The organism is Novosphingobium sp. PhB165 (genome assembly GCF_004341845.1).
Classification (GTDB): Bacteria; Pseudomonadota; Alphaproteobacteria; order Sphingomonadales; family Sphingomonadaceae; genus Novosphingobium.
Map to the genome: position 1 here is coordinate 276392 of NZ_SLVB01000003.1, position 25930 is coordinate 302321.

A 25930-nucleotide genomic window follows, 5' to 3' on the forward strand; every position below is an offset into this window, starting at 1 on the left:
CCTCTTGGCGAACCGCATGAGCGACGCGTAAGATCCGGCCCATGACACTGCGCCCTTTCCACCTCGCCTTCCCCGTCCATGATCTCGACGCCGCGCGGGCGTTCTGGGGTGGGCTGATGGGCTGTCGGGAGGGGCGCAGCAGCGACGCCTGGGTCGATTTCGACTTCCATGGGCATCAGATCGTCGCCCACCTCGTACCCGACATGGCGCGCGGGGGCGGCGCTTCCAACCCGGTTGACGGCCATGGCGTGCCGGTTCCGCATTTCGGCATCGTGCTGACCATGGAAGACTGGGAAGCACTGGCCTTGCGCCTGCGCGAAGCCGGTGTCGCTTTCGGCATCGAGCCCTATATCCGCTTCGCCGGTCAGGCGGGCGAGCAGGCAACCATGTTCTTCCGCGACCCTTCGGGCAATGCCATCGAGATGAAGGCCTTCGCGCAGCTGGACCAGCTTTTCGCGACCTGAATGTCCGTTTGAGCAACGCCCGCTCGGGCATGTTCGCCGGGGTACCGGCCAATTCCCTGCCGGAATTTCCGGTTTTTCAGACTTTCGCATGACTGGAACCACAGCGGCACCTCGCGTATTTACGCGGGATGGAAATGCGGCCGGATCCGAGGTGAGATGAAGGCAAAGCGCGTTTCCGCCGCTCTCGGCCTGCTGGTGCTGGCGCTCGCGCCTGCCGAGTGTCACCGAAAGGCGTCCGGCGAAGGTCCGCCGCCCCGCGCCAATGACGCCATCGTCATCGAACCGCAGGCGTCCTTGCTGACAGTCCCCGTCGAAGCGGACATTTCCCCGCTCGGCCCCGCGCTGGAGCGGGAAATTCCGCGCACGCTCTGGTCGATCGACCAGACCGGGCTGGACTGCCTGCCCTCGAAGCGGGTCAAAGTGGCCTTCGTCAAGATCAAGACCCCGAAGATCAAGTGCGACATCGTCGGCGATGCACGGCGCGGGGCCTTGCGCTTCTCCGGGACCGGCAACGAGGTTGTCTTCACCATTCCCGTCGTCGCGCAAGTGCAGGCGCGCGACATCGGCGGCGTGCTCAAGCACGAGACCGCGAGCGCCCGCGCTGAGGCCCGCGCGCGCGTCCGTCTCGACCTGACGCCCGACTGGCGCCTGCGCGGCAAGGTCGAGATCTCCTATCACTGGATCGACAGCCCGCACCTCGACTTCCTCGGCAAGCGCATCGACCTGTCCAAGCCTGCCGACCAAAAGCTTGCCCCGATCGTGGCCGGGCTGGAAAAGCAGCTGAGCGCGGAACTGGCCAAGATCAACGTCCGGCCGAAGATCGAGCAGGCCTGGGCAGCGGCCTTCACATCGGTGGAACTCAACAAGCGCAATCCGCCGGTGTGGATGCGGATCACGCCGCAGGAGCTGCAATACGGCGGCTATACCGTGAACGGGCACCACCTGCAGTTGCGGCTCGGCCTCAAGGCCCTGACCGAAACGTTCGTCGGCGAGCGGCGGGACGATCCGCAGCCCACGGCGCTGCCACCGATGCGCCCCCTCGCCAGCGAGGCGGGCCGGATCGCCTTCTTCATCCCGGTGATCGCCGACTATCGCGAGTTGGAGCCGGTGCTGATGAAGGCTCTGGTCAAGCGCCAGCAGCGGCCGTTCACCGTACCCGGCGGCGGTGCCGTGCGCGCCGAGTTCCGCAAGGCGACGATCTACGGCACCACCGGCGGGCGGATCGCCGTGGGCATCGAACTTTCGGTCGAGGGGACAAGGGGCTACCTGGGCAAATCGAGCGGCACCGTCTGGCTGACCGCCCTGCCCGCGAATGCTCCCGATTCCCGCAAGGTGGCGTTCACCGCGCTGCACGTAAGCGGCGGGATCGACATGGTCGGCAGCGATCTGTTGCTGAGCTTTGCCAATGGGCCCGAACTTTCCGCCACGCTGGCGGATGCGCTGGGCCAGAACTTCGAGAACGACTTCCAGAAACTGCTCGGCAAGATCGACCGTGCCATTGCCGAAAAGCGCGCGGGCAAGCTGCTGATCCGCGCTGAAGTTCAGGACGTGCACACCGGCACGATCCGGGCGGCCGGTCAGGGCCTCTACCTGCCGGTACGCGGCAGCGGCGTGGCAACGGTCAAGGTCGACGAATGAGCGCAGGGCCCGCTCGCTTCCAGCCCCATCGCGTGGACATCATAATTTGTATACTATATTCTGTAATTCCATCCAGCCAGACATGATGCGGAGGGCAAGGTGAACGCGGTTTTCCAGCACGGCGGCAACGGCAGGATCGACCTGCGCTATGCCCCGGCGACAAAGCCCGCGATCGGCCACGATACCGTGCTGATCGAGGTGGAACTGGCCTCGCTGGAATGCGTGGACACGCATGACCCCGTCACCCTGCCGGCGCCGGTACCCACGCGAATCCCGGGATGTCAGGCTGTCGGCACCGTGATCGCGGCCGGGCCTGCGGTCACGCGCTTCGCCGCCGGGGACCGGGTGGTCGGCCACCATCCCGGCGGCGCCTTCGCGGAACTCTTCGCCGTGCCGGAGGCGACCGTCTGGCACTTGCCCGAAGGGATCGACCCGGCTTTCGCGGCGGCGGTGCCCCATGCTTTCGCCTCGGCCCATGCCACGCTTTTCGCGCGCGGCGGCCTCAGGCAGGGCGAGACGCTGCTCATCAACGGCGTCACCAGCGCCATCGGGCTCATCCTGTTGCAGACCGCAGCGCAGGCAGGCGCGCGGGTGACGGGCATCGCCGCCGACGCCTCTCGCCAGGATACCCTGACCGGTTACGGGCTCTCCCACCTGATCGACAGGTGCGGCAACGACGTGCTGGCCGCCTGCCTGGAGGCCAGCGACGGGCGCGGCTTCGATTTCGTCGTCGATACCGGCTTGGGCGCGGACTATGACATGCTGTCCCGCCTGACGGTCTCGGGCGGGCGCTACGCCAGCTTCCACCGCGATAACCAGCATCGGGACCCGAGGTTCGCGCACTTCGCCATCGGCCTTTTCGCGCCGATGGACGATCCGGCGGTCCATGCACTCGTCGAGCGCGAGCTGCACCGCGTCGCGCGCGGCGAAGTCGAAATCCCGGTCGAGCACGAATTCGCGCTCTGCGAGGCGGGCGAGGCCTGGGCCTTCACCCGCCGGGGCGGCGTCTACGGCCGCGTGGTCCTGCGGCCTTAGGCTGCCATTGATCCTATAGCCCGCCGATCCCACCGTCGCCCCCGCGGAGGCGGGGGCCCCGCTTCTTTGCGACCTCTCGTTCAACCGCCAGAAGCGGGATCTCCGCCTTCGCGGGGATGACGGGTTTGGACGTAGCGGAGCGTTTTTAGCAACCTGAGCGAATTAGGCTCGGCCGCCGATGGAACCGTCAGACGCTGTCCGGATAGATCGGCCGAATATCCACCGGCAGCGCACCCATAGCCTTGATCACGCCTTCCGCCTCAGGATCGAGCTTCGCCCAGCGGTCCATGAACGCGATGGTCCCGGCATAGTCGCCCCGGGCCTGCAACATCAGCATGTCATGGAGCAAGTCACGCAGACCCGCTTCCATCTTCGCATCATCCACCGTGAAGCGCCCGGTCGCCGGATCGAAGACAAAGGCCCCCTTGGCCCGCAGATAACCGTATTGCAGCGCCGCGCCCTTGCCATGCGCCTCCACCGCGCCGAACCGCACCGCGCGGAACACGCCCACCGCGTAAGTCGCGAAGAGTTGCGGCTTCTCCGCCACCGGCAGTTCGCCCTTCTGCATCATCAACAGCAGGTCCCACACGCCCGCGACATCGGCCTTGGCCTCTTCGATGGCGGAGTTCTGCTCCTTCAGCGCCTTGTCCACGGTGGTCTTCTCGCCATTGACGACGATCGTGCCCGGCCCGAGACTGTGCGAGAGTTCGTGGAACAGCGTCTCGAACTGCATGTACCGCCGGTCCACCAGCGCCGCCTGATCGGGCACCAGCACCAGCGCGCCCATCGGTTTCAGGATCAGGTCGAACTTGGCGCCGAGCACGTTGGAGAGGATCACCTTCTTGGCGCCCTTGGCCTCCCGCACCCGCTCGTCATTGGGCAGGTTGAAAGCGATGGTCTGCGGCCCCGGCACATTGTCGCCGCCGCCGCGCACCTGCTCGGCCACGGCGATGGGGCTGGCGAAACCGCGCTGGAAGTTCTTGTACTCGTCCGGGATCGGCAGGTTCGCTTCCATATCGCGCAGGAAGGCCTTGTACTTGGCGAGCTTGGCCGATTCCTCGGGATCCTTCAGCGTCACGAACGCCTCGAACGAGGCCTTCGCGCCCATCAGGCGATCGGTATAGACTTCATAAGGCCCGATAGCCGGTTCGATCGGCGTGCCCTCGATATCCATCCACGCCAGTTCGCTCTCGAAGTAATCGTCGGTGCGCAGCGCCTTGGCGCGCAGGCTCAGAAACTTCTTCAGGCTCGCATTGCTGGTCCGCGCCGCCGCCTCGTCGAGCAGTTTCGCCGCAGGCTCCAACCATTCCTTGTAGGCCTGCGAATAGGGCACCGCGACCAGCTTGGCCCCATCGCGCCGCACCACCGTATAGGGGCTGGTGAGCGCGGCCTTCTGATCCGGATGCGCGGCGAGATAGGCCTCGAATTCCTGCCGCGTCAGGTCTTCGGGATAGAAACCGGCGCCTTCGGGCATCGGCTTGTCACCCCAGAACGGGTGGAGATCGGCCAGTTCGTCCCAAGGGCCGAAGTTGCGATGGAACATCTCCACCAGCAGATCGCGGTCGGCGCTCCGGTCCGCCGCAATCGCGCGGCCCACTTGCGGGTTCTCTGCATAGCGCTGGCGCATGTAGATCTCGCTGAACAGGTCGGCGACCTTCATCAGCTTGTTGACGACATCGCGCTCTTCAGGCGTCAGGAACTTGGTATCGACCTGCATGTGCACGGTCGCCAGCTTCGCCTTTTGCGCGGCAAGATCGTAGACCGGCGCGGCCGTCTGAGCCATGGCGGGCGTGGCCTGCAAGACACTGGCGGCAAGCAGCAATGGAGCGAGTCCGAAGCGGGTGGCGGGCATGATGGGGCCGAACTTAGGGGCGAACATTGGGGGGAGCCTTTCGGGTCTGTTCTCGGCGCGGACCCTAGCCTTGCGACGGCAAAGAGAAAAGCCAGAGGCCTCCCCGGCAGGCAGGTTCGCAACCTTTCGCACCCTCATCTCACAAGCTGCAAATGCAAGTGCCGAATTACAATTCGACAGTAGCGGCATCCACTCTGGATCTGACAACGGAAGAAGCATAGATAATCGCCCGCAACATTATGGCGGGGGCCAAAGCATGCCTGATCGAATCGGGACAACGTCGTGGGCAGCGTAACTGCGGAACGTCCCTCACCGTTGAATGGTCTTCGGCTCCGTCCAGACGATGGGATTGCCGCACTGAAGGCGGTGGCCTTGAGTGTGTTGAGTGTAACAATTTTCATCGTAGTCCTCGACGCAGCGATCTTCCGGCGCGCGCTTCCGGAGGGGTACGAGGCACTTTTCACCAGTCCGTTGCTGCCGCGAACGCCCTTGACCTGCGTGCTCGCAATGATCGAAGAGGTGAAATACCGCCTGGTGATGATGACCGCAGTGGTCGTCGGCCTCAGCATCGTGGCTCGCAGGGCACTTTCGCCTGCGGTAATGGTCGCAGTTATTATTGCCGTGCAGGTGGTCAACGCTTGGCAGCCGGTAGCGGACTATCCGCTCTACGGCCTGTTTCGCTACGTGCTGGTAGGAAGCGTGTGGGGCTGGCTCTACTGGCGACACGGTTTTCTTGCGGCCTTGATGGGGCACGGCGTTTCACATCTGTTGCTCGACCCGTCCCTCCGCGCGGCATTGCTGCTCACGCAGTAGGCATTCTCACTGAACTGGCGTCGATGGCCGTTCAGCCGAACGAAGAGTCACGCCACATTCTTTGCTAACATTCAATCACAAGCATCAGAGAATGGCTGGAGAAGAGATGCCGCCATCGCCCCTGAAGCGCCGATTTTTCACGGCTTCAGCCTGCCTGTTCCTGATGGCCAGCGGCTTTGCCGGGCTGGCCGAGGCGCCCGAAACCATCGGCGATCCGATCGTGGTGACGGCCCGCAAGATGCGGATCACGAAGATCGAATACACCGTGCGCGGCCCCTATCTCAGAGGCTGCGTGCCGCACCCCTCCGTGGGATCGCCCGCCGCCGATCGCGTCCTCTGCGCCATGTTGCAGCAGTGCCTGCTCGAAGGGTACTCCGGAGAAATCCGCGCCAAAGCCTGTTTGAACGACCGTATCAACCGGTTCGCGGCGCAGGACGTTCCGATCGGAGCCGCCGAAGCCTCGTTCGAGACGGACATCGCGGAGAACCTCGGCACTCCGCAGGACAACGCGGCGCCTGCTCCCGAAACCTCCAACGAGATCACCGTTGCCGGATCGCGCCACCCCATTCCGGCGGGGCTGTGGCGCTTCGTCGAATATAGCACCCATACCACCAGCCTGGACCGTGTCTCGCCCCCATCGGTCCACCAGTGGCAAGTCTGCATGGCCGACGATGACCTTCACGCTTTCGCGAATGCGCTGCAAACGCCCGAAACCTTCGTGAACAACGCCGCGCCGCCGGCCTGTCGCAGTTGGAAGATCAAGGTCAAGGGCAAGGACATTTCCGGCTCGTTGAGCTGCTTCCTGCAGGGCGGCGCGATCAAGCAGGGCAAACTCACCGGGCGTATCGACGCGAACCGCATCGAGATCACCAAGAACGTACACTTTGACGCGAAATCGCCGAATGGCCGCGAGCTGCCGTTCTTCTCCACGCTTCAGTCCGAGCTGAGCGCCCAGCGGATTGGCGAGTGCACGAAGCGGTAGGACGATTGCGCCTTTCCGGCGTCGGTATGGCGGTTCGCGCGGCAGTCGTTCGCAGCGCCTCCCGCTCCCCAAGAACCCGTCATCCCCGCGAAGGCGGGGATCCCGCTTCTGTTGTGCCGGGCGAGAAGTTGCCAGGAAGCGGGGCCCCCGCCTTCGCGGGGGCGACGGCTGAGAAACTGGCGGCCCTCAGCTCCTCAGCCCCTCATTTGAGCGCATGCACATCGCACCGCTCCTAAAGCGGATCGAACTCCAGATGCAGGCTCGCCAGCGCGCGCAGGACATAGGTCGGTTCGTAATCGAAGTGCCACTCGCCTTCCCGTCCGTGATGCGCCTGCGATAGCCGGATATTGCCCATCCGCGCGAGCAGGCGCTCAATGCTCGTGACCACCTCGCGCCGGGCGAGCGGGGCACCGATGCAGGTATGCGCGCCGCGACCGAAAGCAAGGTGTTCCTTGAGCTTTGGCCGGTCCATGTCGAACTTGCCGGGTTCGGGGAAGCGGGCCGGATCGCGGTTGGCGGCCATGTGCGACATCAAGACCGCCGTGCCCGCCTTGATCTCCACGCCGCCCAGCGTGGTGGTCTTCTGGCACATGCGTCCGCCGCTCTTCACCGAGCCGTCGAAGCGCAAGACTTCCTCGACGAAGTTGGCAATCCGCGCCGGATCGTCGCGCAGGCCCTGCTGGATGTCGGGGCGCGTGGCGATCACCTTGAACGCGTTGGCGAGCAGGCGGTTGGTGGTGTCCTGCCCGGCGCCGAACAGGAACGCGGCCAAGCTGGTGAGGTCCACCAGAGTCGGCTTGCGGCCATCGGGATAGCGCGCCTGCGCCAGTTCGGCGAGGATGTCCTGCTGTGCCAGAACCCCGCGCAGCGGACGCATCAGCGGATGAAGCGCGAAGCGGCGCTGGGCGATGAGCTTGAACAGGTCCTTGCCCACGCCAACCAGCGGGTTCTTCAGCATGTCCTCCTCGCTGGCGTCCATCGGCACGGGGATCGCGCCTTCGAGCAGCCCGCGAAACTTCGCGCGCGTCTTCTCGGACAGGCCGAGCAGGTCGGAGATCACCAGCGCGCCGTAAGGCCCGCCGTACTGGCGCACGAGATCGACTTTGCCGTCATGGCGGAACTCGTCGATCAGGCCCTCGGCGGTGGCGAGCAGCTTGGGCTGAAGCTCCTTGAGCCGGCTCGGCGTGAACAGCCGCGCGAGGATCGAGCGCAAGTCGGCATGGCGATTGCCGCTCTCGGTAACGACCTGATCGGCGAACGGGATCTGCTTGCGATGGGCTTCGAGCATCGCGGTGATGTCGTCGCCCTCGGGCGTGAAGGGCAGTTCGGCCAGTGGGCCGGTCACGCCGTTGATCGACGAGAAGTGCTCGGTGTCCAGCATGACCTGCACCGTCTCGTCATAGCCCGTCACCGCCACGGCATTGCGGTACGGCAGGCGCACCACCGGGCCCTGCGCGCGCAAGTGATCGAAATAGGCGTGCGGATCGTCCACCAGCCACACGTCGGTGTACCAGTCTGCGGTGTCGTACGACGCGGCTTGCTTCGGCGCTGGATTAAGCACTGGGCGACTTCTCCCGATTTCTCACATTTATGATCTTGTGTGTATCACATCCACACCGATGGTCAAAGCTTCTCCGCTGTGATATCGCCCCGGCATGGCCATGACTGCCGACCTCACCGCTTCCCGTACGTGCCGCCAAGGCGCGCGCGGCGGGGCGTGCGCGCGAAGCAGGTAAGGCCAACCACCCTTCCCTCAATCCGCGATACCGCCCGGCCCTTCGGCCGCCGGGTAAAAAGCGCGCTTGCCGTTGGAGCCGGGTCTCCAGACCAAGGACCCGACAATGACCATACCCCTCCCCTTCGATGACGAGACGATCGAACGCGTCGCCCACGGCGTGCTCGACACCAGTTGGCCCTATGCCGAGTGGAGCCACGCCGCGCATTTCGCGGCGGCGCTCTGGTTGCTGCGCCATCCCGCGGTGCTGACCGGGCACGGCGGGATCGAGGCGGTGATCCGCCGTTACAACCGCGCGGTCGGCGTGCCGGAGAGCCCGACACGCGGCTTCCACGCCACCATTACCGAGGCTTCGATGCGCGTGGCGGCGCGGGAACTGGCCCGCCACGGCAAGGATGCGCCGCTCTCGCGCGTGCTGGCGGGAATCATGGATTCGCCGCTGGGTCGTTCGGGCTGGCTCCTTGTGCACTGGAGCGAAGCGCGGCTGATGAGCCCCGAGGCGCGCGCGGGCTGGATCGAGCCGGATCTCGTGCCGCTTCCCGAAGTCCATCCGGCCGGTCTATGATACCGGGATGCCGATCATAACCGCTCCCCTGACCCCCGCCCTGCCTCCCGCGATCGACTTGTTCGGGATCGCGGTCTTCGCGCTGTCCGGCGCGCTCACGGCGGTACAGATGCGCCAGACGTTCGTGACCGCCGCCTTCTTCGCGCTTATGACCGGCGTGGGGGGCGGTACCTTGCGCGACCTGCTGATCGGCGCCCCGGTGTTCTGGGTGCGCGATCACTATGTCGCCCCGGTCTGCCTTGCCGTGGCCTTGCTGGCCTGGTTCACACCGGTACGCTGGTGGCAAGGCCGCCTGCTCGAATGGGCCGACGCGCTGGGCCTTGCGGTCTATGCGGTGTTCGGCACGATCAAGGCGCTGGCCTGGGGCGTGCCGGCAGGCCCGGCGATCCTGATGGGCATCGTCACCAGCTGCGTCGGCGGCATCATCCGCGACGTGCTGGCGGGGCACCCCTCGATCCTGATGCGGCCGGAACTCTACGTCACCGCTGCCGCGCTGGCGGCGACGCTGGCGGCGGTGGGGATCGCGCTGGGGCTTTCGGCCGGGCTGAGCTCGGCGCTGGCCGCTGCCGCCGGTTTCGCGCTGCGCGGCGCGGCGATCCACTGGTCGCTCGGCCTGCCCGCCCATGTCGGGCCAGAGGACGCGGACTGACGGCTCAGACGCCCGGAATGCCGTTGAAGCCGAGATTGACGATAGAGCCGCGCCCGATCTCGCAGCGGAAATCGCCGCGCTTCGCCTTACCCTCGGCCGAAGCACCGCCGCCCGAAACACTGACCCAGGCACTCAGCACGTAGCCCTCGGGCTTATGCTCGATATCCTTGAGCCCGACCACCTGCACGCCCGTATAGCCGGCGCCGTGCAGCGCGGTTTCGGCAGCCCCGGCGCACATATGCGCGGCCTGCCGCGAACTGACGCCGAATTCATCGCGCCGGTTATCAAGGCGGCGATCGGTACCGAAGCGGTCCGTCTGCGCCAGTGCCACGGTGGGCAGCAGCGCGACGAGAAGCACGGCGCGAACAAAAGTCTTGGTGGGCATGGATCGGGGCTCCCTTGCACCTTCGGGCAGGCGATCAGCGTGGAGGGAAGCTCTGCCGAGTCCCGCTCCCTGCCCTATCCTCCGCGATTTCCCCGAAAACTCAAGCCCGTGGCGACGGATCGCCCTCCGCGCTGGATCACTTCTCCGGATGCAGTCCCGTCCACTGCGCCATGAAGGCCAGCACGTCTGCGCTTTCCTCGATGGCCTTGTCGGTCGGCTTGCCCGAGCCATGGCCCGCGCGCATGTCGATGCGGATGAGGTGCGGCTTGTCGCCCAGCGCCGCATGCTGGAGCGCGGCGGCATACTTGAACGAATGCCCTGGCACCACGCGGTCGTCGGTGTCTGCCGTGGTCACCAGGATCGCCGGGTAGGCCGTCCCCTCACGGATGTTGTGGTAGGGCGAATAGGCGCGCAGCACCTTGAAGTCCGTCGCGCGGTCCGGATAGCCGTAGTCGTCCACCCAGTAGCGCCCGGCCGTGAAGCGGTCGAAGCGGAGCATGTCCATCACCCCCACTTGCGGCACGGCGGCCGCGAAGAGATCCGGGCGCTGGTTGGTCACCGCCCCGATCAGCAAGCCGCCGTTCGAGCGGCCCTGAATGGCCAGCCCGTCCTTCGCGGCGATGCCTTGCGCCTTGAGGTACTCGCCTGCCGCGATGAAGTCGTCGAACACGTTCTGCTTGTTGGCCCCGCGCCCCGCGTCATGCCACGCGCGGCCATACTCGCCGCCGCCGCGCAAGTTCGCCATGGCATAGGCCCCGCCCGCCTGCACCCAGGCCATCGTCGACGCCGAGTACCCCGGCGTCAGCGCGATGTCGAAACCGCCATAGCCATAGAGCAGCGTCGGCACGGGCTTGCCTGCCGCGGCCACGTCCTTGCGGCGCACCAGGAACATCGGAACGCGGGTGCCGTCCTTCGAGGTGTAGAAGCGCTGCTCGACCGCGATATCGTCGGGCGAGAAGTCCATCTTCGGCTCGGCGAAGACTTCCGTCTTGCCCGTGCGCATATCGAGCCGGAAGATCGACGCCGGCCGGTTGAAGCTGGAGAAGGCGTAGAACGTCTCCGGATCGCCCGGCCTGCCCCGGAAGCCCGAGGCGGTGCCGATCCCGTTCAGCGCCAGCGTGCGGGGCGTCTTGCCATCCACCGAGACGATCTCCGCATGGCTCGCCGCATCACGCATGTAATTGAGCACGAGACTGCTGCCGATCACCCCGGCACGCTCCAGGATGTCGTCGCGCTGCGGGACGACCTCGGCGAAGGTCGGCACGCTCTGCGTCAGATCTATGCTGACGAGGCGGAAACGCGGCGCGTTCTGGTTGGTGACGAACCACAGCCTCTGGCCTGCCCCTTCGACAAGGCGCCAGTCGTCGGTAAAGCCGGTGACCACCGCCTGCGTCCGCCAGCCCGCCCGCTTGCGCGCCGCCAGATCGATCACGCGAACCTCGTAACGAGCATCGGTGCCGATCGTGCTGGTAATCACCGCCAGGCGGCCGTCCTGCGTCACCTTGGCGCTGTGCCCATATTCGGGATGATCGGGCGTCGCATAGACCAGTTCGTCGGCCGACTGCGGCGTGCCAAGCCGGTGATACCAGATCGCCTGATTGTAATTGCGGCTCTGGAACGTCTCGCCCGGCTTGGGCGCGGGGAAACGCGAATAGAGGAAGCCCTCCTCCCCGATCCACGAGAACCGTGAGAATTTCACCCAGCGCAGCTCGTCGGGCATGACTTTGCCGGTATCGACGTCAAGCACATGGAGCACGCGCCAGTCGCTGCCGCCGTCCTGCACGCTGTAGAGCAGGTAGCGCCCCTTGTCCGATGGCTCCCAGTCATCGAGCGCGGTGGCGCCGTCCTTGGCCCAGCCATTGGGATCGATCAGCAGGCGCGGCGTGCCGGACAGCCCGTCGCGCACGAAAAGCTGCGACTGGTTCTGAAGCCCCGCATTGCGCGTGTAGAAATAGCGCCTGCCGGCCTTGGTCGGCAGGCCGAAGCGTTCGAAATCGGTGAGCGCGCTGATCCGCTGCTGGAACCAGGCGCGCTGTGGCAGGGTCTTCAGATAGGCATCGGTAAAGGCGGATTGCCGCGCTACCCAGTCGGCGACATCGGGATCACGGCGCACGTCGGCTTCGAGCCAGCGATAGGGATCGGCGATCTTCTCGCCGAACAGCGTATCCACCACGTCACCGCGCCGCGTTTCCGGATAGACCAGCGGCTCCCTGTTCTGCGTGGAAGGCATGTCCTGTGCGGAAAGCGAAGAGGCCGTCAGAAGCACCATGCCGAGAGCCCCACCGAGGCCGGCCAGACGAACCATGTCGTTCTCCGAGAATGAAAAAAGGCGGCCGCGAGCCTAGCACTCGCGACCGCCCTTTCAATCTCGCCTCAGCTTTCGCGTGTGGAAAGCCGGAGGACCCTCAGCCTATCAGGCTTCGGCGTATTCGTTTTCTTCGGTCAGAACCGGACCCGAGTCCTTGCCCTTTTCCGAGGTGTCGCGGTCAACGAGTTCGATGATCGCGATCGGGGCGGCGTCCGAAGCGCGGATGCCGGCCTTGATGATGCGGGTGTAGCCACCGTTGCGGCCCGCGTAGCGCTCTGCGAGCACTTCGAAGAGCTTCTTTTCCTGGGCTTCGTCCATCAGGCGAGCGTGCGCCAGACGACGGTTCGAAAGGCCGCCATGCTTCGCGAGCGTGATCAGCTTTTCGAGGTAAGGACGCAGTTCCTTCGCCTTCGGCGTGGTGGTCTGGATCTGCTCGTGCTTGATGAGAGCGGCAGCCATGTTGCGCAGAAGAGCGGCGCGATGGCCCGAGGTGCGCTGCAGCTTGCGCTGACCGTGCTTATGACGCATTTTCAGTTCTCCGTTCGTCAGACAGCCGTTCAAGGTACTGCCTGCCGGGCGATGTGGTTCGGCCACCGCCCAAAGCCGGTTCACTTTCGTGTGAAGGGCGCCCTCAAGACGAAAACGGCGAAAGAGTCAAGGATTGATGCCCCCGGCAGCCAATTCAGACCGGCGCAACGGTCGGAATGCCGACCACGCCAAAACACCTGCTGCGCAGCCCGACATACTCGCGGCGAACACTAGCATTCCGACCGCCACCAACCTGTAATCCTCATATCTTCCCGTAAATACGGGACTTTCGTAGTAGATATCCTGATAGCTCAGCCCGAACATGACGCGCGAATAGGTCCGCCACACGAAGTGGCCAAAAATCATCGCAAACCAGATGAAGCCCAGACCCAATTCGACCCGCGCCAGCCAAAGCGCCATCCCAGCACGGCGTAGCCATCGCGCAAACCAGACAATAGCGACGGTCGGCGGGATTACCGCCAGCAAGACATCGCTGACTGAAAAGCCCCCGCCAGGCGCGTTGCGAGCGAACCAGCACGCCGACCACGTTAGCGACAGAAAACAGACTGTCAGCGATATGATCCAAGCAGGATCCGCATGAGCTGCCAAGCCTCCCTCTCCAGTCCCTAACGCAACAGTACCAGAACCGGCGGCCCCAACGTCAGCAATCCGATCCCCGCCGCCGCAATCGCCGCGATGAGTACGGCGCCCGCCGCGATGTCCTTGATGCGACCTATGGCCTCATCGAAGCCGGGCTCGATCCGGTCGCACAGTTCCTCGATCGCAGTGTTGAGCGCCTCGGCCAGCCAGACAAGTGCCATGGCGAGCACCAGCCAGCGCCAGTCGCTTGCCGAAACCTGTAGGAATAGCCCTGCCGCTACCACACCAAGCGAAGCGGTCAGATGTAGCCGGGCGTTATGCTCGCCCTCAACAAGCTGACGGAGGCCCCGCCACGCATAAATAAAGCTCCGGACGCGCGCCACGACACTGAAACGACTTTGCTCCGGCAGCCCATCGGCTGAGAGCGTATCGGAAGGTTCGACCATGCCGATACCTTAAACCGACGCTGCAAGTTTGGACCAGCATAAAGAAAAAGGACCCCGCATTGCTGCGGAGCCCTCTTCAATTCGGTACCGAAGGTGCCGATCAGCCGAGCAGTTCCTGCTCCAGCTTCTTGGCCATCTCTTCGATGTTCTCGGGCGGCCAGCCCGGGATGTCCATGCCGAGGCGCAGGCCCATCGACGAAAGGACTTCCTTGATCTCGTTGAGCGACTTGCGGCCGAAGTTCGGCGTGCGCAGCATCTCGGCTTCGGTCTTCTGGACCAGATCGCCGATGTAGATGATGTTGTCGTTCTTGAGGCAGTTGGCCGAACGGACCGACAGTTCCAGCTCGTCCACCTTCTTGAGAAGGTAGCGGTTGAGCTGGTTGGTGTCGCTCTCTTCCGAGGTCGCAGCACCGCCGGCAGCCATGCCGATCATCGGCGAGGCGCCAACCGGGGCGATATCTTCGAAGTGGACAAACAGCGCCAGCTGGTCCTGGAGGATGCGGGCGGCATAAGCCACTGCGTCTTCCGGGGTCACGGTGCCGTCGGTCTCGACCATGAGGCTCAGCTTGTCGTAGTCAAGCTCCTGGCCGATACGGGCGTTCTCGACCTTGTAGCTGACCTGACGGACCGGCGAGTAGAGCGAGTCGACCGGGATCAGACCGATCGGCGCGTCAACCGGACGGTTCGACACGGCGGGGACGTAGCCCTTGCCGGTGTCGGCGGTCAGTTCCATGTTCAGGACTGCGCCCTCGTCGAGGTGGCAGACCACGAGGTCCTTGTTCATGACCTCGATGTCACCCGACACCGCGATGTCGCCAGCCTTGACCTCGCCCGGGCCAGTGGCCGAGAGCTGGAGGCGCTTGGGGCCTTCGCCCTGCATCTTGAGCGCGATCTGCTTGACGTTCAGGACGATGTCCGTGACGTCTTCGCGAACGCCAGCAAGCGACGAGAATTCGTGAAGGACGTTCTCGATCTTGATCGAGGTGATCGCCGCGCCTTGCAGCGAGGAGAGCAGCACGCGGCGCAGCGCGTTGCCGAGCGTCAGGCCGAAGCCACGCTCCAGCGGCTCGGCGATGAAGGTCGCCTTCAGCTTGGGGTCGGGTCCCGGCTTGATCTCAAGGCTGTTCGGCTTCTTGAGTTCCTGCCAGTTCTTGATGTTGACAGTCATGGACTTCCCCTGGGAGTGATGGCGGTTACGTCCCGCAGCCTGGTGGAAAGGCCCGGGACGTTCCGAAATCGGACGGCGACCGGTTCGCCGTCCGTATTAGCTCGATCAGACGCGACGGCGCTTCGACGGACGAACACCGTTGTGCGGGATCGGTGTCACGTCGCGGATCGAGGTAATGGTGAAGCCGACAGCCTGGAGGGCGCGCAGGGCGCTCTCACGGCCCGAACCCGGGCCCTTGACTTCGACTTCGAGGGTGCGCACGCCGTGCTCGGCGGCCTTCTTGCCGGCGTCGTCAGCGGCGACCTGCGCGGCGTAGGGAGTCGACTTGCGGCTGCCCTTGAAGCCCATCATGCCGGCCGAGGACCACGAAATCGCGTTGCCCTGGGCGTCGGTGATGGTCACCATGGTGTTGTTGAAGCTAGCATTCACATGCGCGATGCCGCTGGTGATGTTCTTGCGTTCGCGGCGCTTAATGCGCTGGGGTTCGCGTGCCATGTCCGTATATCCTGTAGATTAGTCGCTGCGGGAAAGAAGCCGAAAGGCGACTTACTTCTTCTTGCCGGCGATCGGCTTGGCCTTACCCTTGCGGGTGCGCGCATTGGTGTGCGTGCGCTGGCCGCGAACCGGCAGACCCTTGCGATGACGCAGGCCGCGGTAGCAGGCGAGGTCCATCAGGCGCTTGATGTTCATCGCGGTTTCGCGACGAAGATCACCTTCGACCGTGTGGTCGGCGTCGATGGTTTCGCGAATCTGCAGGACTTCGGCGTCCGACAGGTCCTGGATGCGACGGCTGTGGTCGATGCCCAGCTTGTCGGCGATTTCCAGGGCCTTGGTACGACCGATGCCATGGATGTAGGTGAGCGCGATGATCACGCGCTTGTTGGTGGGGAGATTTACCCCTGCAATACGAGCCACTTAATTCTCCATGCTCCACAGGAATGCCCCTGCGGGCTTTCCTATCTCAACGCTCAAATTCCACCTGAAACTGCTGAAATGGCAAAAGGTCCGGAGCACAGCAACCATGTTGCCTGTACCATCCGGACTTGCCGCAAGTGTCAAGTGAACGGCGCGCTTAGAACGATTCGCAAGGCATGTCAACGCCTGCGAATCCGCGTTCAAGCGCTCGGGCGACCCGGCCCGGACTGAGGCCCGGTGCGCAAGGATCGATCTGGAGCGATCCGCGCCATGGCCTTCGGGCTGCGGCCCGCTCTTCGGCGGTCGTCGCAACACCCGTGATGCAATCAGTGTACCGGATTCGCAAAGCGCAGTCAAAGAAAGCGCAAAGGCCGCAAGGACCTGCCCGCGTTTCCGGTGCGCGCCGCGCGCCCTCAACGGCCGATGATCCGCGTCTTGTCGTCCTTCACGGGCGGCGCGTCTTGTGGCTTGTCGGCCGGACCGGCAGGCGGCTCACCCACGGCGCCGAGCGTATCGGGACGGAACGCGGCAGCAAACGAGCCCCCAAGTTTTTCGACGAAACGATCGACCTGCCCGGCCAGCACCCGGTCGAGCATCGTCGCAAGCCGGGCAGCATCGGTGCGGAAATAGCCGCCGACGACATATTCGACGAGGATCTGCGTGCCCGTCTCATCGGGCTTGAACTGGAAGGTCAGCGTACCGACGGCGGCATCGGCCTGAAGCGGCCCCAGCGCGCCGGTCAGGCGCAGCGCCCTGCCCTTGTCGATATAGATCACGCGCATGTGCTCGACACCGCCGCGCGGCGCCGCTTTTGGCGCGTCCTTGTCGGGCAGCACTTCGCAGAAACATCCGCCGGGCCGCGCATCGAGCGAGAGATTGGCAGAGCTGCCCGAATAAGTATGCTCCGAATCCCACCACTGCGAAGGCTTGACCAGCACGGCCCAGGCCTCGTCGGCGCCGACGGGGACATGCGCGACGTAGCGCATCACGATGCCGCGTTCGCTTGCCTCCTGCACTTTCGCCTGAGCCGGAGCCGCCGCGAGCGCGCCAAGCCCCGCCATCGCGAACAGCGCGAGTGTTGCCGCCTTCTTCATCGATTCCCCCCTGCCCGTGCCTGTGCCCATGCGCGCCGCCCCGGCGCAGTGCAGTCGATGCAAAAAGGGCCCGCGATATCCGCGAGCCCTTCGAAGCTTCAGGACTTGAGCGCCGCCTCGATCGCGGCGGTCACATCGTCCATCTCGGCCATTCCGTCGACCTTGGCGACAATCCCGCGCGCTTCGTAGATCGGCAGGATCGGCGCCGTCTTGGCCCGGTATTCGGCCATGCGCGTGCGCACGGTCTCGGCATTGTCGTCCGGGCGGCGCTTGAATTCAGTGCCCCCGCACTTATCGCAGACGCCCGGAACCTTCGGCTGCTCGAACTTGTCGTGGTAGCCCTTGCCGCACGTGGCGCAAGTGAAGCGGCCGGTGATACGCTCGACCAGCGCATCCTCGTTCACTTCAAGCTCCACCACGTGGTCGAGCTTGCGTCCGCGCCCGGCCAGGATCGCATCGAGCGATTCAGCCTGCGCCGCAGTGCGCGGATAGCCGTCGAAGATGGCGCCGACGCTCGGCCCCATCGCATCGAGCTCATCCCCGATCAGTGCCGAAACGATCTCGTCCGAGACCAGTTCGCCACGTTCCATCACAGCCTTGGCTTCAAGCCCGGTGGGCGTGCCGGCCTTGACGGCGGCGCGCAGCATGTCGCCGGTGGAGAGCTGGCGCATGCCGTGCCGCTCAACCAGACGCTGCGCCTGGGTGCCCTTGCCCGCCCCCGGCGGGCCCAACAGGATGATATTCACGCCTTACCCCTCAATTATCCCTGTGCCTGCGCTCCCTTCAGCGCAGGCGTCCCTTCAGCTTGGCCTTCTTGATCAGGTCGCCATACTGGTGCGCCAGCAGGTGCGACTGGATCTGGGTGATGGTGTCCACCGTCACGTTGACGACGATCAACAGGCTGGTGCCCCCCATGAACAACAGCGGCAGACCGGTCATCGAGAGGAAGTACTCGGGCACGGTGCAAACCACGGTCAGATACAAGGCGCCAATCACGGTCACGCGCGTCAGCACGTAATCCAGATAGTTCGCGGTGTTCTTGCCCGGACGGATGCCGGGAATGAAGCCGCCATTCTTCTTCAGGTTGTCGGCCGTCTCTTCAGGATTGAAGACCACGGCAGTGTAGAAGAACGAGAAGAAGATGATGCCGGCCGCATAGAGCGCCATATACAGCGGCTTGCCATGGCCGAGATACTGGTTGAGCGTGACGACGATCTTGCCCGCGGTCGATTCCGGGTTCAGCGACTTGCCGGCGAACTGGGTGATCGTCAGCGGCAGCAGCAGCAGCGAGCTGGCGAAAATCGGCGGGATGACGCCGGCCGTGTTCAGCTTCAGCGGCAGGTGGCTGCGATCGGCCTGCATCATGCCGCGCTGAGTGGCGCGCTTGGGATACTGGATCAGCAGACGGCGCGTGGAACGCTCGAAGAAGCAGATACCCAGAATCATCAGCACCACGAGTGCGATCAGCGAGATGATCAGGATCGAGCCGGTGTCGCCGGCGCTGTAGGCCTGGCCCACGTTGCTGGCGAACGTCGGCATCTGGGCGACGATGCCCGCCATGATGATCAGCGAAACGCCGTTGCCGATGCCGCGCGCGGTGATCTGCTCACCGAGCCACAGCAGGAACATGGTGCCGCCAACCAGCGAGATGACCGCGCCCACGCGGAACACGAGGCCCGGATCCACGACTGCGGCGAGACCGCTGGAAGCGCCGTAGGCCTCAAGGCTCACGGCCAGGAACCAGCCCTGGATCGCGCAGAGCACCACAGCGCCGTAGCGGGTGTACTGGTTGAGCTTCTTGCGGCCGGCTTCGCCTTCCTTCTTCAGCGCCATCAGCGACGGATGAAGGGCAGCGGCCAGCTGAACGACGATCGATGCCGTGATATAGGGCATCACGCCGAGCGCGATCAGGCTCATGCGCGAAAGCGAGCCGCCCGAGAACGTGTTGAACAGGTCGAGAATGCCGCCCTGCGTCTTGTCATAGAGCTTGGCGAGAATCACCGGGTTCACACCCGGGAGCGGCACGAAGCTCAGGAAGCGGAAAACGATCAGCGCACCGACTGTGAACCAGATACGGTTCTTCAGTTCGGTGGCCTTCGAGAAATTGGCCAGGTTCAGCGAGCTGGCAATGTTGTCGGCGCGAGAAGCCATGACGATTGGTAATGCCTCGAATAGTCGGTTCGCACTTGCCTTAGCGACTGCGCGCAGGCTTGTCGAACCCGGTTCTGATCCGCTCATATAGACATTCGCGCCGGGTCTGAAAGACCCGTACCGCAGGTTCGGTCGGAATGTTACACAAGTCGGAACGAAGAGAGGGCGAAGCGCATGGCGCCCGCCCTCTCCCTATGAGCTAATCGCTGATGCGATGCCTCAGGCCTCGACGGCTTCCTTGGCAGGAACGATGACCGTGCCGCCAACCTTCTCAACCGCTGCAATGGCGCCCTTCGAGGCACCGGCAACGTTGAAGGTGACCTTGTCGGTCAGTTCGCCCTTGGCGAGGAGGCGCACGCCGTCCTTGCCGCCACGGGCCAGACCGGCTGCCTTGAGAACGGCGTGATCGACGGTGCCCGAGATGTCGAGCTTGCCGGCTTCGATCGCCTTCTGGATCATGCCGAGGTTCACTTCAGCGTAGTCCTTGGCGAACTTCTTGTTGCTGAAGCCGCGCTTCGGAAGGCGCATGTGGAGCGGCATCTGGCCACCCTCGAAGCCGTTGATCGAAACGCCCGAGCGTGCCTTGGCACCCTTCTGGCCGCGACCGGCGGTCTTGCCCTTGCCCGAACCGATACCACGGCCGACGCGGATGCGACGGTGACGGGCGCCGGCGTTGTCGCGGATGTCATTCAATTTCATAGTCTGCACTCGCTTTCGCTTTAAATCGCGCTTGAAGGAAGGGGCGCCCCATAAGGGAAAGGCGGCGGCCTGTCACCCCCTAATGCGGGAACGCGGCCGAAACCCGCCGATTCGCGGGCCTCGGCGCCTTTGAAACCGCCCTTTCAGGTGCCGCGAAGGCGGATCATCACCTTGCCCTCGCCCGCCACCGGGCGGCCCTCCGAATCGCGCGCCGGCACCCATTCGAGAACATCCCGACCCAGCTTGCAGATATCCGCATCGAACTCGGGCGAGACCGTCTTGGGTTCGAACGCGCAGGAGGTCATCCCGCCGCGCGCATCGATCTTGAAGTGCAGCGTGTGCCGGGTCATCTCGTCCTTGTTGAAGATCTTGCCATAGCGATCGCCAAGCTTGGCCAGCTCCCCGTTGAACTCGGCCTTGCTGCCGTCGGCGAGCTGGGCCTCTTCGGCGAGCGCGGCGTAATCCTCCTCGGACACTTTCGGCTTCATCCGCTGGACCATCCCGATCCAGCCCAGCGCGCGGGCAATCTGCATCGGCGAATCGCGGTCGACCAACGCCTGGCACTGCGCGCCGGAGGGGCTGGCGCCGTGCGAGAGCAGGAGGCGCACCGCTTCATCGCGGCGATAGGCCATGGCCCAGGCCAGCGGGGTCATCCCGAACAGGTCCGGCGAATCGATCGCACTCTTGGGGGCGGGCCTGTTGGTGGACTTTTCGCCCGGCTTGACCGGCGCATTGGCCTGTTCGGCGGCCAGCTTGCGCTGCTCGCGCGCTTCTTCGTTCAGAATGCGGCGCAGGGCCGCCACGTTGCCCCTACGGGCCGCGTCGGCAAGCGTTGCGCCGGTCTGTAGCGGGCCGAGGTCGGGATAGCCGTAGGCGCGCTTGGGCGCCTCGCTGATCGCACGCAGCACGGCGCCGTGGGCGGAGCCTACATCCTTGCCCGCCGCATCGGCTTCCTGCGCCTCCAGCGGACGGCAGACATCGCGGTAAGGATAGGCCGGATCGGCGATCAGTGCCTGATTGAAGGCGCGCGCGAAGGCGACGAGGTTGTCCTCACGCGTGGCTTCCGGCGCGGCGCTGGCAGTATCGGTCGGCTCGGGCGACGGTTCGCCGTCCTCGCCGTAATACGTGACGACGCGGGCCATGCGCGGATTGAGGCCGCCGCGCAGCGCACAGAGCGCGCCGAACCCGCGCGTATCGATACCCTCCACCGTGACGGCGGCGACGAGCCGGAAATCACCCGCTGCAGCGGCCTTCTGCGCTTCCTCGATAGGATCGGCGCGGCCCTGCGCGATCGCGGCCTTCAGCGCGCGGTCGGCATTGCGGTTGCGTTCGAGCACGGCCGGGTCCGCCAGCGGATCGGCGCAGGGAGGCTCTGCCGCCGGGCTTTCTTCGACGTAAGTCTCGTCATCGCCGGTGGCGGTGCCGTCGCAGCCCGAAACGGCGAGCGTGGCAAGAATAAGCGATGAGGCCGCGATGGTCCTGCGAAACAAGGTATCCCCCAGGGAAGTGCAAGGTGCCGGAAGTCGGGCGCGCTTAGCACAGGACTCATCCCCAGGTGGAGATGAACTTGCGCGAACGCACAGCTTTTCGATGGGCGGCCTTCGGCGGGATGACGCCGAAACCGTCCTGAGCAAAGAAAAGGGCCCCGGCGTTTCCGCCGGAGCCCCTTCCTGTTTTCTGGCCAAAGGCCGGTCGATCAGTCGACCACCACAACCATGTGCGGCAGCTTGGCGATCGCACCACGGACTTCCGGGGTGTCTTCGCGCTCGACGACCTTGTGCATCTTGCCGAGGCCAAGACCGATAAGGATCTTCTTCTGGCTCTCGGGGCGACGGATCGGCGAACCGATCTGCTTGATCTTGATCTTCGCCATGATGCTTACTCCACGATGGCTTCAGCAGCGGCTTCAGCCTCTGCTTCGCTGGCGCCACCGCGACCAAGCAGGTCAGAGACCTTCTTGCCGCGACGCTGGGCAACCGACTTCGGCGAAGTCTGGTTGGTCAGCGCGTCGAACGTGGCGCGGATCATGTTGTACGGGTTCGAGGTGCCGACCGACTTGGTCACGACGTCATGGACGCCGAGGCTTTCGAACACGGCGCGCATCGGACCACCGGCGATGATGCCGGTACCGGCAGGCGCCGTACGCACGTTCACCTTGCCGGCGCCGAAGTGGCCCCGACCGTCGTGGTGAAGAGTGCGGCCGTCCTTGAGCGGCACGCGGACCATCTTCTTCTTGGCAGAAGCAGTGGCCTTCGTGATCGCTTCAGGCACTTCGCGAGCCTTGGCATGGCCGAAGCCGACGCGGCCCTTGCCGTCACCAACGACGACGAGTGCTGCGAAACCAAAGCGCTTGCCGCCCTTAACGGTCTTCGAGACGCGGTTGATGTGGACGAGCTTCTCGATGAGCTCCTCGCCCTGTTCCTCGTCGTTGTTGCCACGGCCGCCACGGCGGTCGTCGCGACGGCCACGGCCGCCACGCTCGCCGCGTTCGCCACGGCCACGGCCACGACCACGACCTTCGCGGACTTCCTGGCCTTCAACAGCCGGGACGTCGGTCTGGATTTCGGTGTTTTCGTCAGCCATGATCAGAACTCCAGCCCGCCTTCACGGGCGGCTTCGGCCAGCGCCTTGACGCGGCCATGGAAGAGGAAACCGCCACGGTCGAACACGACCGAGGTGATGCCCGCCTTCTTGGCGGCCTCGGCGAGTTCCTTGCCAACGCGGGTCGCGGCATCCTTGTCGGTGCCCTTGCCGCCAAGGGTATTGGCGGCGGCCAGCGTACGGCCCTGCGCGTCGTCGATGATCTGCGCATAGATGTGACGGCCGGTGCGATGCACCGACAGGCGAGGACGGCCGCCCGAACGGGCCTTCAGGGCCGTGCGGACGCGCCGGGCGCGGCGCGCGAAAAGAGAAAGCTTGGCCATTACTTCTTCTTCCCTTCCTTGCGGAAGATGAATTCGCCGCGGTACTTGATACCCTTGCCCTTGTAAGGCTCAGGCTTGCGCCAGCGGCGAATTTCGGCCGCGAGTTGGCCGACCTTCTGCTTGTCGATGCCCGAGATTTCGACCGTGGTGTTATCCGGGGTCTTGATCTCGATGCCTTCCGGCACGGCGATGTCAACGTCATGCGAGTAGCCGAGCTGCAGCTTCAGGTTCTTGCCCTGAGCGGCCGCACGGTAGCCGACGCCCTTGATCTCGAGGACCTTGGAGAAGCCGTTGGTAACGCCTTCAACGAGGTTCGAAACGAGGGTACGCTGCATGCCCCAGTGGCTGCGGGCAGCCTTGGTCTGGTTGGCAGGCTGAACGGCGATCGAACCTTCTTCGACCGAGTAGGTCACGAGGTCCGACAGACCCAGAGTCAGGGTGCCCTTGGGGCCCTTCACGCTGAGAACGCCGTTGTCGATGGCGGCAGTGACCCCGCCAGGGATCACAACCGGCTTTTTGCCGATGCGGCTCATTAGAACACCTCCGCCAGCACTTCGCCACCGACGTTGGCAGCGCGCGCTTCGGCATCCGAAAGCACGCCGCGGGGCGTCGAGACGATGGTGATGCCAAGGCCGTTGCGCACAACCGGGAGTTCCTTCGAACCCGAGTAGACGCGGCGGCCAGGCTTGGAGACGCGGGCGATGTGCTTGATAGCAGGCTCGCCCTCGAAATACTTCAGCTCGATGCGCAGCTGCGGGTGGGCACCGGTGGCGTCATCGCTGAAACCACGGATGTAACCTTCACGCTGCAGAACTTCGAGCACGCGCGCACGCAGCTTGCTGGCGGGAGAAAGGACCGAGTCCTTCTTCGCCTGCTGGCCGTTGCGGATGCGGGTGAGCATATCACCCAGGGGATCGGTCATAGCCATTGCTTAGTATCCCTTACCAGCTCGACTTGGTCACGCCGGGGATCATGCCTTTGTTGGCAAGATCACGCAGCTCGACGCGGCACAGACCGAACTTGCGGTAGTAACCGCGCGGACGACCGGTGGTGGCGCAACGGTTGCGAACCCGGGTCGGGTTGCCGTTACGCGGGATCTCGGCCAGCTTCAGACGGGCGATGAGGCGCTCGGTTTCGTCGAGCGATTCATCATCGGCCACTGCCTTCAGGCGCGCGTACTTGCCTGCATACTTCTTAACGAGCTGCTTGCGGCGCTCGTTCTTGTTCACGGAACTCAGTTTCGCCATGGACTTAAGCTCTCTTGCTCAGCGGCGGCTCACGCCGCCTCCTTCTGTTCCGACACTTCAGCCGGGAACGGGAAACCGAAGAGACGCAGCAGTTCGCGCGCTTCCTCATCGGTCTTGGCGGTGGTGGTGACGATGATGTCCATGCCACGCACCTTCTCGATCTTGTCGTAGCTGATCTCCGGGAAGATGATCTGCTCCTTGAGACCCATCGCGTAGTTGCCGCGGCCGTCGAACGACTTCGGATTCAGACCACGGAAGTCGCGGATGCGGGGCATCGCGATCGTGATGAGGCGATCGAGAAATTCGTACATACGCTCGCGACGCAGGGTCACCTTGCAGCCGATCGGCATGCCTTCGCGCAGCTTGAACTGTGCGATCGACTTGCGGGCCTTGGTGATCACCGGCTTCTGACCAGCGATGGCTTCCATCTCGACAGCGGCGGTCTGGACCTTCTTCTTGTCCTGGCTCGCCTCGCCCACGCCCATGTTGAGCGTGATCTTTTCGATCTTGGGCACTTCCATCGCGTTCTTGTAACCGAACTTCTCGGTCATCGCCTTGACGATCGCGTCGTCATAGCGCGTGCGCATGCGCGGAGTGTAGTTCTCAGCCATCGATGGTCTCCCCGGACTTGACGGCCACGCGGACCTTCTTTCCGTCCTTGGTCTCGAAGCGAACGCGGGTCGGCTTGCCGTCCTTGTCGGCAACGGCGATCTTGCTGATCGCCATCGGTGCCGGAGTGCGCTCGATGCCGCCCTGCGGGTTCTGCTGGGTCGGCTTGCGGTGGCGGGTGGCGACGTTCACGCCTTCAACCACGACCTTGCCGTCCTTGGGCAAGACCTGGAGAACGGTGCCGGTGCGGCCCTTGTCCTTGCCGGACAGGACGACGACGGCGTCACCCTTCTTGATCTTTGCGGCAGCCATTACAGCACCTCCGGAGCAAGCGAGATGATCTTCATGAAGCCCTTGCCGCGAAGCTCGCGCACGACGGGGCCAAAGATACGAGTGCCGATCGGCTCCTCGTTCTTGTTGATCAGCACGGCGGCATTGCCGTCGAAGCGAATCACGCTGCCGTCAGCACGACGGACGTCCTTGCGCGTACGGACAATAACCGCACGATGGACGTCGCCCTTTTTGACGCGAGCGCGGGGCTGCGCTTCCTTAACCGACACCACGATGATGTCGCCAACGCCTGCGAACCGACGCTTAGAGCCGCCCAGCACCTTGATGCACTGGACGCGCTTTGCGCCGCTGTTGTCCGCGACGTCGAGATTGGATTGCATCTGGATCATAGATCCGAGTCCTTCTCAACTGGCTTGCCGGAACCAGTCCGGCAGTTCCTAAAAAGACAGGCCCACGAGGGGCCCGAGTCGCCCCGACGGGCGAAGTGCGGCCCTTTGCCGCATTCACCCGCCTAGGTCAACACTCTTGTCCGGCCGAGAGGCCGAGGTCCTTAGACCTCGGCTTCCAGTGCCGTACCCTTGCTCGCCTGAAGACGGTCAAGAACCTTCCAGGTCTTGGTCTTCGAGTAGGGCTTCGTCTCCTCGATCCGGACGCGTTCGCCGGTCTTGAAGGCGTTGTCTTCGTCGTGAGCGTGGTACTTCTTCGAGCGACGGATGATCTTCCCGTAAAGGGGGTGCTTCACCTTGCGCTCGACCAGTACGGTCACGGTCTTGTCGGTTTTGTCGGAAACGACGGTCCCGATCAGAATACGCTTGGGCATCGTGTTTCCTCC

At 64.5% G+C, this 25930-nt stretch carries 32 protein-coding genes; 7 read left to right on the top strand and 25 right to left on the bottom strand.

The genetic code is table 11. The features are described from left to right. Positions 1-41 precede the first annotated feature (41 nt). The 3 genes from EDF56_RS09815 (at position 42) to EDF56_RS09825 (ending at position 3137) form a co-directional block, all read left to right on the top strand. Entirely contained in the window at positions 42-464 is a 423-nt protein-coding gene (locus tag EDF56_RS09815; RefSeq protein WP_132386799.1) for a VOC family protein, read from the top strand. 156 nt (positions 465-620) lie between these two features. Next, the gene (locus EDF56_RS09820) at positions 621-2102 is read left to right on the top strand and encodes a DUF4403 family protein (RefSeq protein WP_132386801.1); all 1482 of its coding nucleotides are present in this window, start codon (positions 621-623) and stop codon (positions 2100-2102) included. A gap of 99 nt (positions 2103-2201) precedes the next feature. Then, positions 2202-3137 (top strand): zinc-binding alcohol dehydrogenase family protein, encoded by a 936-nt coding sequence (locus tag EDF56_RS09825; protein ID WP_132386803.1) that lies wholly within the window; start codon positions 2202-2204, stop codon positions 3135-3137. A 187-nt stretch (positions 3138-3324) separates the two neighbouring features. On the opposite strand, the gene EDF56_RS09830 is transcribed toward EDF56_RS09825, so the two are convergent. After that, positions 3325-5016 carry a hypothetical protein gene (locus EDF56_RS09830; RefSeq protein ID WP_132386805.1) on the bottom strand — a complete coding sequence of 564 codons (1692 nt, stop codon included), beginning with the start codon at positions 5014-5016 and terminating at the stop codon, positions 3325-3327. A 255-nt stretch (positions 5017-5271) separates the two neighbouring features. Between EDF56_RS09830 and EDF56_RS09835 the strand changes: the two genes are divergently transcribed. Both EDF56_RS09835 and EDF56_RS09840 read left to right on the top strand, forming a co-directional pair. Next, on the top strand, positions 5272-5802 hold the full coding sequence (locus EDF56_RS09835; RefSeq protein ID WP_132386807.1) for a hypothetical protein: 531 nt from the start codon (positions 5272-5274) through the stop codon (positions 5800-5802). A 106-nt stretch (positions 5803-5908) separates the two neighbouring features. Beyond that, positions 5909-6784 (top strand): hypothetical protein, encoded by an 876-nt coding sequence (locus EDF56_RS09840; RefSeq protein WP_132386809.1) that lies wholly within the window; start codon positions 5909-5911, stop codon positions 6782-6784. Positions 6785-7016: 232 nt separating this feature from the next. Here the strand turns inward: EDF56_RS09840 and EDF56_RS09845 are convergent, their stop codons facing one another. After that, a complete protein-coding gene (locus EDF56_RS09845) occupies positions 7017-8345 on the bottom strand; it encodes a cytochrome P450 (RefSeq protein ID WP_132386811.1) in 1329 nt (442 codons plus the stop codon). Between the two features lie 280 nt (positions 8346-8625). Here EDF56_RS09845 and EDF56_RS09850 point away from each other — a divergent pair, with 280 nt between their 5' ends. Further along, on the top strand, positions 8626-9084 hold the full coding sequence (locus tag EDF56_RS09850; protein ID WP_132386813.1) for a hypothetical protein: 459 nt from the start codon (positions 8626-8628) through the stop codon (positions 9082-9084). A gap of 7 nt (positions 9085-9091) precedes the next feature. After that, positions 9092-9733 carry a TRIC cation channel family protein gene (locus tag EDF56_RS09855; protein ID WP_132386815.1) on the top strand — a complete coding sequence of 214 codons (642 nt, stop codon included), beginning with the start codon at positions 9092-9094 and terminating at the stop codon, positions 9731-9733. A 4-nt stretch (positions 9734-9737) separates the two neighbouring features. Here EDF56_RS09855 and EDF56_RS09860 read toward each other — a convergent pair whose 3' ends face one another. From EDF56_RS09860 to rpsQ, 23 genes are all read right to left on the bottom strand, one after another. Then, positions 9738-10118, bottom strand: coding sequence for a hypothetical protein (locus tag EDF56_RS09860; RefSeq protein ID WP_132386817.1), 381 nt, complete (start codon positions 10116-10118; stop codon positions 9738-9740). Between the two features lie 136 nt (positions 10119-10254). Then, positions 10255-12423: a prolyl oligopeptidase family serine peptidase gene (locus EDF56_RS09865; protein ID WP_132386819.1), complete on the bottom strand. Its 2169-nt coding sequence runs from the start codon at positions 12421-12423 to the stop codon at positions 10255-10257. Positions 12424-12531: 108 nt separating this feature from the next. Next, positions 12532-12954 carry a 50S ribosomal protein L17 gene (rplQ, locus tag EDF56_RS09870; RefSeq protein WP_132387461.1) on the bottom strand — a complete coding sequence of 141 codons (423 nt, stop codon included), beginning with the start codon at positions 12952-12954 and terminating at the stop codon, positions 12532-12534. Between the two features lie 126 nt (positions 12955-13080). Next, entirely contained in the window at positions 13081-13440 is a 360-nt protein-coding gene (locus tag EDF56_RS09875; protein WP_165912162.1) for a hypothetical protein, read from the bottom strand. Between the two features lie 140 nt (positions 13441-13580). Continuing rightward, on the bottom strand, positions 13581-14000 hold the full coding sequence (locus tag EDF56_RS09880; protein WP_132386823.1) for a diacylglycerol kinase family protein: 420 nt from the start codon (positions 13998-14000) through the stop codon (positions 13581-13583). A gap of 100 nt (positions 14001-14100) precedes the next feature. Next, on the bottom strand, positions 14101-15168 hold the full coding sequence (locus EDF56_RS09885; RefSeq protein WP_132386825.1) for a DNA-directed RNA polymerase subunit alpha: 1068 nt from the start codon (positions 15166-15168) through the stop codon (positions 14101-14103). 105 nt (positions 15169-15273) lie between these two features. Beyond that, on the bottom strand, positions 15274-15663 hold the full coding sequence (rpsK, locus tag EDF56_RS09890; protein ID WP_007011846.1) for a 30S ribosomal protein S11: 390 nt from the start codon (positions 15661-15663) through the stop codon (positions 15274-15276). Between the two features lie 51 nt (positions 15664-15714). Beyond that, the gene (rpsM, locus tag EDF56_RS09895) at positions 15715-16083 is read right to left on the bottom strand and encodes a 30S ribosomal protein S13 (protein ID WP_086490038.1); all 369 of its coding nucleotides are present in this window, start codon (positions 16081-16083) and stop codon (positions 15715-15717) included. 413 nt (positions 16084-16496) lie between these two features. Continuing rightward, the gene (locus EDF56_RS09900; RefSeq protein ID WP_132386827.1) at positions 16497-17177 is read right to left on the bottom strand and encodes an SRPBCC family protein; all 681 of its coding nucleotides are present in this window, start codon (positions 17175-17177) and stop codon (positions 16497-16499) included. Between the two features lie 98 nt (positions 17178-17275). Then, complete coding sequence (locus EDF56_RS09905) at positions 17276-17923, bottom strand: adenylate kinase (protein WP_132386829.1); 648 nt, start codon at positions 17921-17923, stop codon at positions 17276-17278. Positions 17924-17960: 37 nt separating this feature from the next. Beyond that, positions 17961-19328 carry a preprotein translocase subunit SecY gene (gene secY / locus EDF56_RS09910; protein ID WP_132386831.1) on the bottom strand — a complete coding sequence of 456 codons (1368 nt, stop codon included), beginning with the start codon at positions 19326-19328 and terminating at the stop codon, positions 17961-17963. A gap of 219 nt (positions 19329-19547) precedes the next feature. After that, entirely contained in the window at positions 19548-20027 is a 480-nt protein-coding gene (gene rplO / locus EDF56_RS09915; RefSeq protein ID WP_132386833.1) for a 50S ribosomal protein L15, read from the bottom strand. 143 nt (positions 20028-20170) lie between these two features. Beyond that, entirely contained in the window at positions 20171-21517 is a 1347-nt protein-coding gene (locus EDF56_RS09920) for an ankyrin repeat domain-containing protein (protein WP_132386835.1), read from the bottom strand. A 206-nt stretch (positions 21518-21723) separates the two neighbouring features. Continuing rightward, positions 21724-21900, bottom strand: a complete 177-nt coding sequence (gene rpmD / locus EDF56_RS09925; protein WP_132386837.1) for a 50S ribosomal protein L30 — start codon at positions 21898-21900, stop codon at positions 21724-21726. Positions 21901-21905: 5 nt separating this feature from the next. Further along, on the bottom strand, positions 21906-22610 hold the full coding sequence (rpsE, locus tag EDF56_RS09930) for a 30S ribosomal protein S5 (protein WP_132386839.1): 705 nt from the start codon (positions 22608-22610) through the stop codon (positions 21906-21908). A gap of 2 nt (positions 22611-22612) precedes the next feature. After that, entirely contained in the window at positions 22613-22951 is a 339-nt protein-coding gene (gene rplR, locus EDF56_RS09935; RefSeq protein ID WP_132386841.1) for a 50S ribosomal protein L18, read from the bottom strand. Continuing rightward, on the bottom strand, positions 22951-23484 hold the full coding sequence (rplF, locus tag EDF56_RS09940) for a 50S ribosomal protein L6 (RefSeq protein WP_132386843.1): 534 nt from the start codon (positions 23482-23484) through the stop codon (positions 22951-22953). Before rplF ends, rplR begins: the two co-directional genes overlap by 1 nt. Continuing rightward, positions 23484-23879 (bottom strand): 30S ribosomal protein S8, encoded by a 396-nt coding sequence (rpsH, locus tag EDF56_RS09945; RefSeq protein WP_132386845.1) that lies wholly within the window; start codon positions 23877-23879, stop codon positions 23484-23486. The genes rplF and rpsH overlap by 1 nt, the downstream gene beginning before the upstream one ends. A 13-nt stretch (positions 23880-23892) precedes the next feature. After that, positions 23893-24198 (bottom strand): 30S ribosomal protein S14, encoded by a 306-nt coding sequence (gene rpsN / locus EDF56_RS09950; protein ID WP_132263811.1) that lies wholly within the window; start codon positions 24196-24198, stop codon positions 23893-23895. Positions 24199-24227: 29 nt separating this feature from the next. Continuing rightward, entirely contained in the window at positions 24228-24809 is a 582-nt protein-coding gene (gene rplE, locus EDF56_RS09955; RefSeq protein ID WP_132386847.1) for a 50S ribosomal protein L5, read from the bottom strand. Continuing rightward, positions 24802-25119, bottom strand: coding sequence for a 50S ribosomal protein L24 (rplX, locus tag EDF56_RS09960; protein WP_132386849.1), 318 nt, complete (start codon positions 25117-25119; stop codon positions 24802-24804). The genes rplE and rplX overlap by 8 nt, the downstream gene beginning before the upstream one ends. After that, positions 25119-25487, bottom strand: coding sequence for a 50S ribosomal protein L14 (gene rplN, locus EDF56_RS09965; RefSeq protein ID WP_132386851.1), 369 nt, complete (start codon positions 25485-25487; stop codon positions 25119-25121). The genes rplX and rplN overlap by 1 nt, the downstream gene beginning before the upstream one ends. Positions 25488-25648: 161 nt before the next feature. Continuing rightward, positions 25649-25918 (bottom strand): 30S ribosomal protein S17, encoded by a 270-nt coding sequence (gene rpsQ, locus EDF56_RS09970; protein ID WP_054440320.1) that lies wholly within the window; start codon positions 25916-25918, stop codon positions 25649-25651. Between the last annotated feature and the right edge of the window lie 12 nt (positions 25919-25930).

What these genes read in the sequence shown, in the direction of transcription:
- EDF56_RS09815 (WP_132386799.1), top strand. Translation starts at nt 42, where the DNA reads ATGACACTGCGCCCTTTCCACCTCGCCTTCCCCGTCCATGATCTCGAC.
- EDF56_RS09820 (WP_132386801.1), top strand. Translation starts at nt 621, where the DNA reads ATGAAGGCAAAGCGCGTTTCCGCCGCTCTCGGCCTGCTGGTGCTGGCG.
- EDF56_RS09830 (WP_132386805.1), bottom strand. Translation starts at nt 5,016, where the DNA reads ATGTTCGCCCCTAAGTTCGGCCCCATCATGCCCGCCACCCGCTTCGGA.
- EDF56_RS09840 (WP_132386809.1), top strand. Translation starts at nt 5,909, where the DNA reads ATGCCGCCATCGCCCCTGAAGCGCCGATTTTTCACGGCTTCAGCCTGC.
- EDF56_RS09850 (WP_132386813.1), top strand. Translation starts at nt 8,626, where the DNA reads ATGACCATACCCCTCCCCTTCGATGACGAGACGATCGAACGCGTCGCC.
- EDF56_RS09855 (WP_132386815.1), top strand. Translation starts at nt 9,092, where the DNA reads ATGCCGATCATAACCGCTCCCCTGACCCCCGCCCTGCCTCCCGCGATC.
- EDF56_RS09860 (WP_132386817.1), bottom strand. Translation starts at nt 10,118, where the DNA reads ATGCCCACCAAGACTTTTGTTCGCGCCGTGCTTCTCGTCGCGCTGCTG.
- EDF56_RS09865 (WP_132386819.1), bottom strand. Translation starts at nt 12,423, where the DNA reads ATGGTTCGTCTGGCCGGCCTCGGTGGGGCTCTCGGCATGGTGCTTCTG.
- rplQ (WP_132387461.1), bottom strand. Translation starts at nt 12,954, where the DNA reads ATGCGTCATAAGCACGGTCAGCGCAAGCTGCAGCGCACCTCGGGCCAT.
- EDF56_RS09880 (WP_132386823.1), bottom strand. Translation starts at nt 14,000, where the DNA reads ATGGTCGAACCTTCCGATACGCTCTCAGCCGATGGGCTGCCGGAGCAA.
- EDF56_RS09885 (WP_132386825.1), bottom strand. Translation starts at nt 15,168, where the DNA reads ATGACTGTCAACATCAAGAACTGGCAGGAACTCAAGAAGCCGAACAGC.
- rpsK (WP_007011846.1), bottom strand. Translation starts at nt 15,663, where the DNA reads ATGGCACGCGAACCCCAGCGCATTAAGCGCCGCGAACGCAAGAACATC.
- EDF56_RS09900 (WP_132386827.1), bottom strand. Translation starts at nt 17,177, where the DNA reads ATGAAGAAGGCGGCAACACTCGCGCTGTTCGCGATGGCGGGGCTTGGC.
- secY (WP_132386831.1), bottom strand. Translation starts at nt 19,328, where the DNA reads ATGGCTTCTCGCGCCGACAACATTGCCAGCTCGCTGAACCTGGCCAAT.
- rplO (WP_132386833.1), bottom strand. Translation starts at nt 20,027, where the DNA reads ATGAAATTGAATGACATCCGCGACAACGCCGGCGCCCGTCACCGTCGC.
- rpmD (WP_132386837.1), bottom strand. Translation starts at nt 21,900, where the DNA reads ATGGCGAAGATCAAGATCAAGCAGATCGGTTCGCCGATCCGTCGCCCC.
- rpsE (WP_132386839.1), bottom strand. Translation starts at nt 22,610, where the DNA reads ATGGCTGACGAAAACACCGAAATCCAGACCGACGTCCCGGCTGTTGAA.
- rplR (WP_132386841.1), bottom strand. Translation starts at nt 22,951, where the DNA reads ATGGCCAAGCTTTCTCTTTTCGCGCGCCGCGCCCGGCGCGTCCGCACG.
- rplF (WP_132386843.1), bottom strand. Translation starts at nt 23,484, where the DNA reads ATGAGCCGCATCGGCAAAAAGCCGGTTGTGATCCCTGGCGGGGTCACT.
- rpsH (WP_132386845.1), bottom strand. Translation starts at nt 23,879, where the DNA reads ATGGCTATGACCGATCCCCTGGGTGATATGCTCACCCGCATCCGCAAC.
- rpsN (WP_132263811.1), bottom strand. Translation starts at nt 24,198, where the DNA reads ATGGCGAAACTGAGTTCCGTGAACAAGAACGAGCGCCGCAAGCAGCTC.
- rplE (WP_132386847.1), bottom strand. Translation starts at nt 24,809, where the DNA reads ATGGCTGAGAACTACACTCCGCGCATGCGCACGCGCTATGACGACGCG.
- rplX (WP_132386849.1), bottom strand. Translation starts at nt 25,119, where the DNA reads ATGGCTGCCGCAAAGATCAAGAAGGGTGACGCCGTCGTCGTCCTGTCC.
- rplN (WP_132386851.1), bottom strand. Translation starts at nt 25,487, where the DNA reads ATGATCCAGATGCAATCCAATCTCGACGTCGCGGACAACAGCGGCGCA.
- rpsQ (WP_054440320.1), bottom strand. Translation starts at nt 25,918, where the DNA reads ATGCCCAAGCGTATTCTGATCGGGACCGTCGTTTCCGACAAAACCGAC.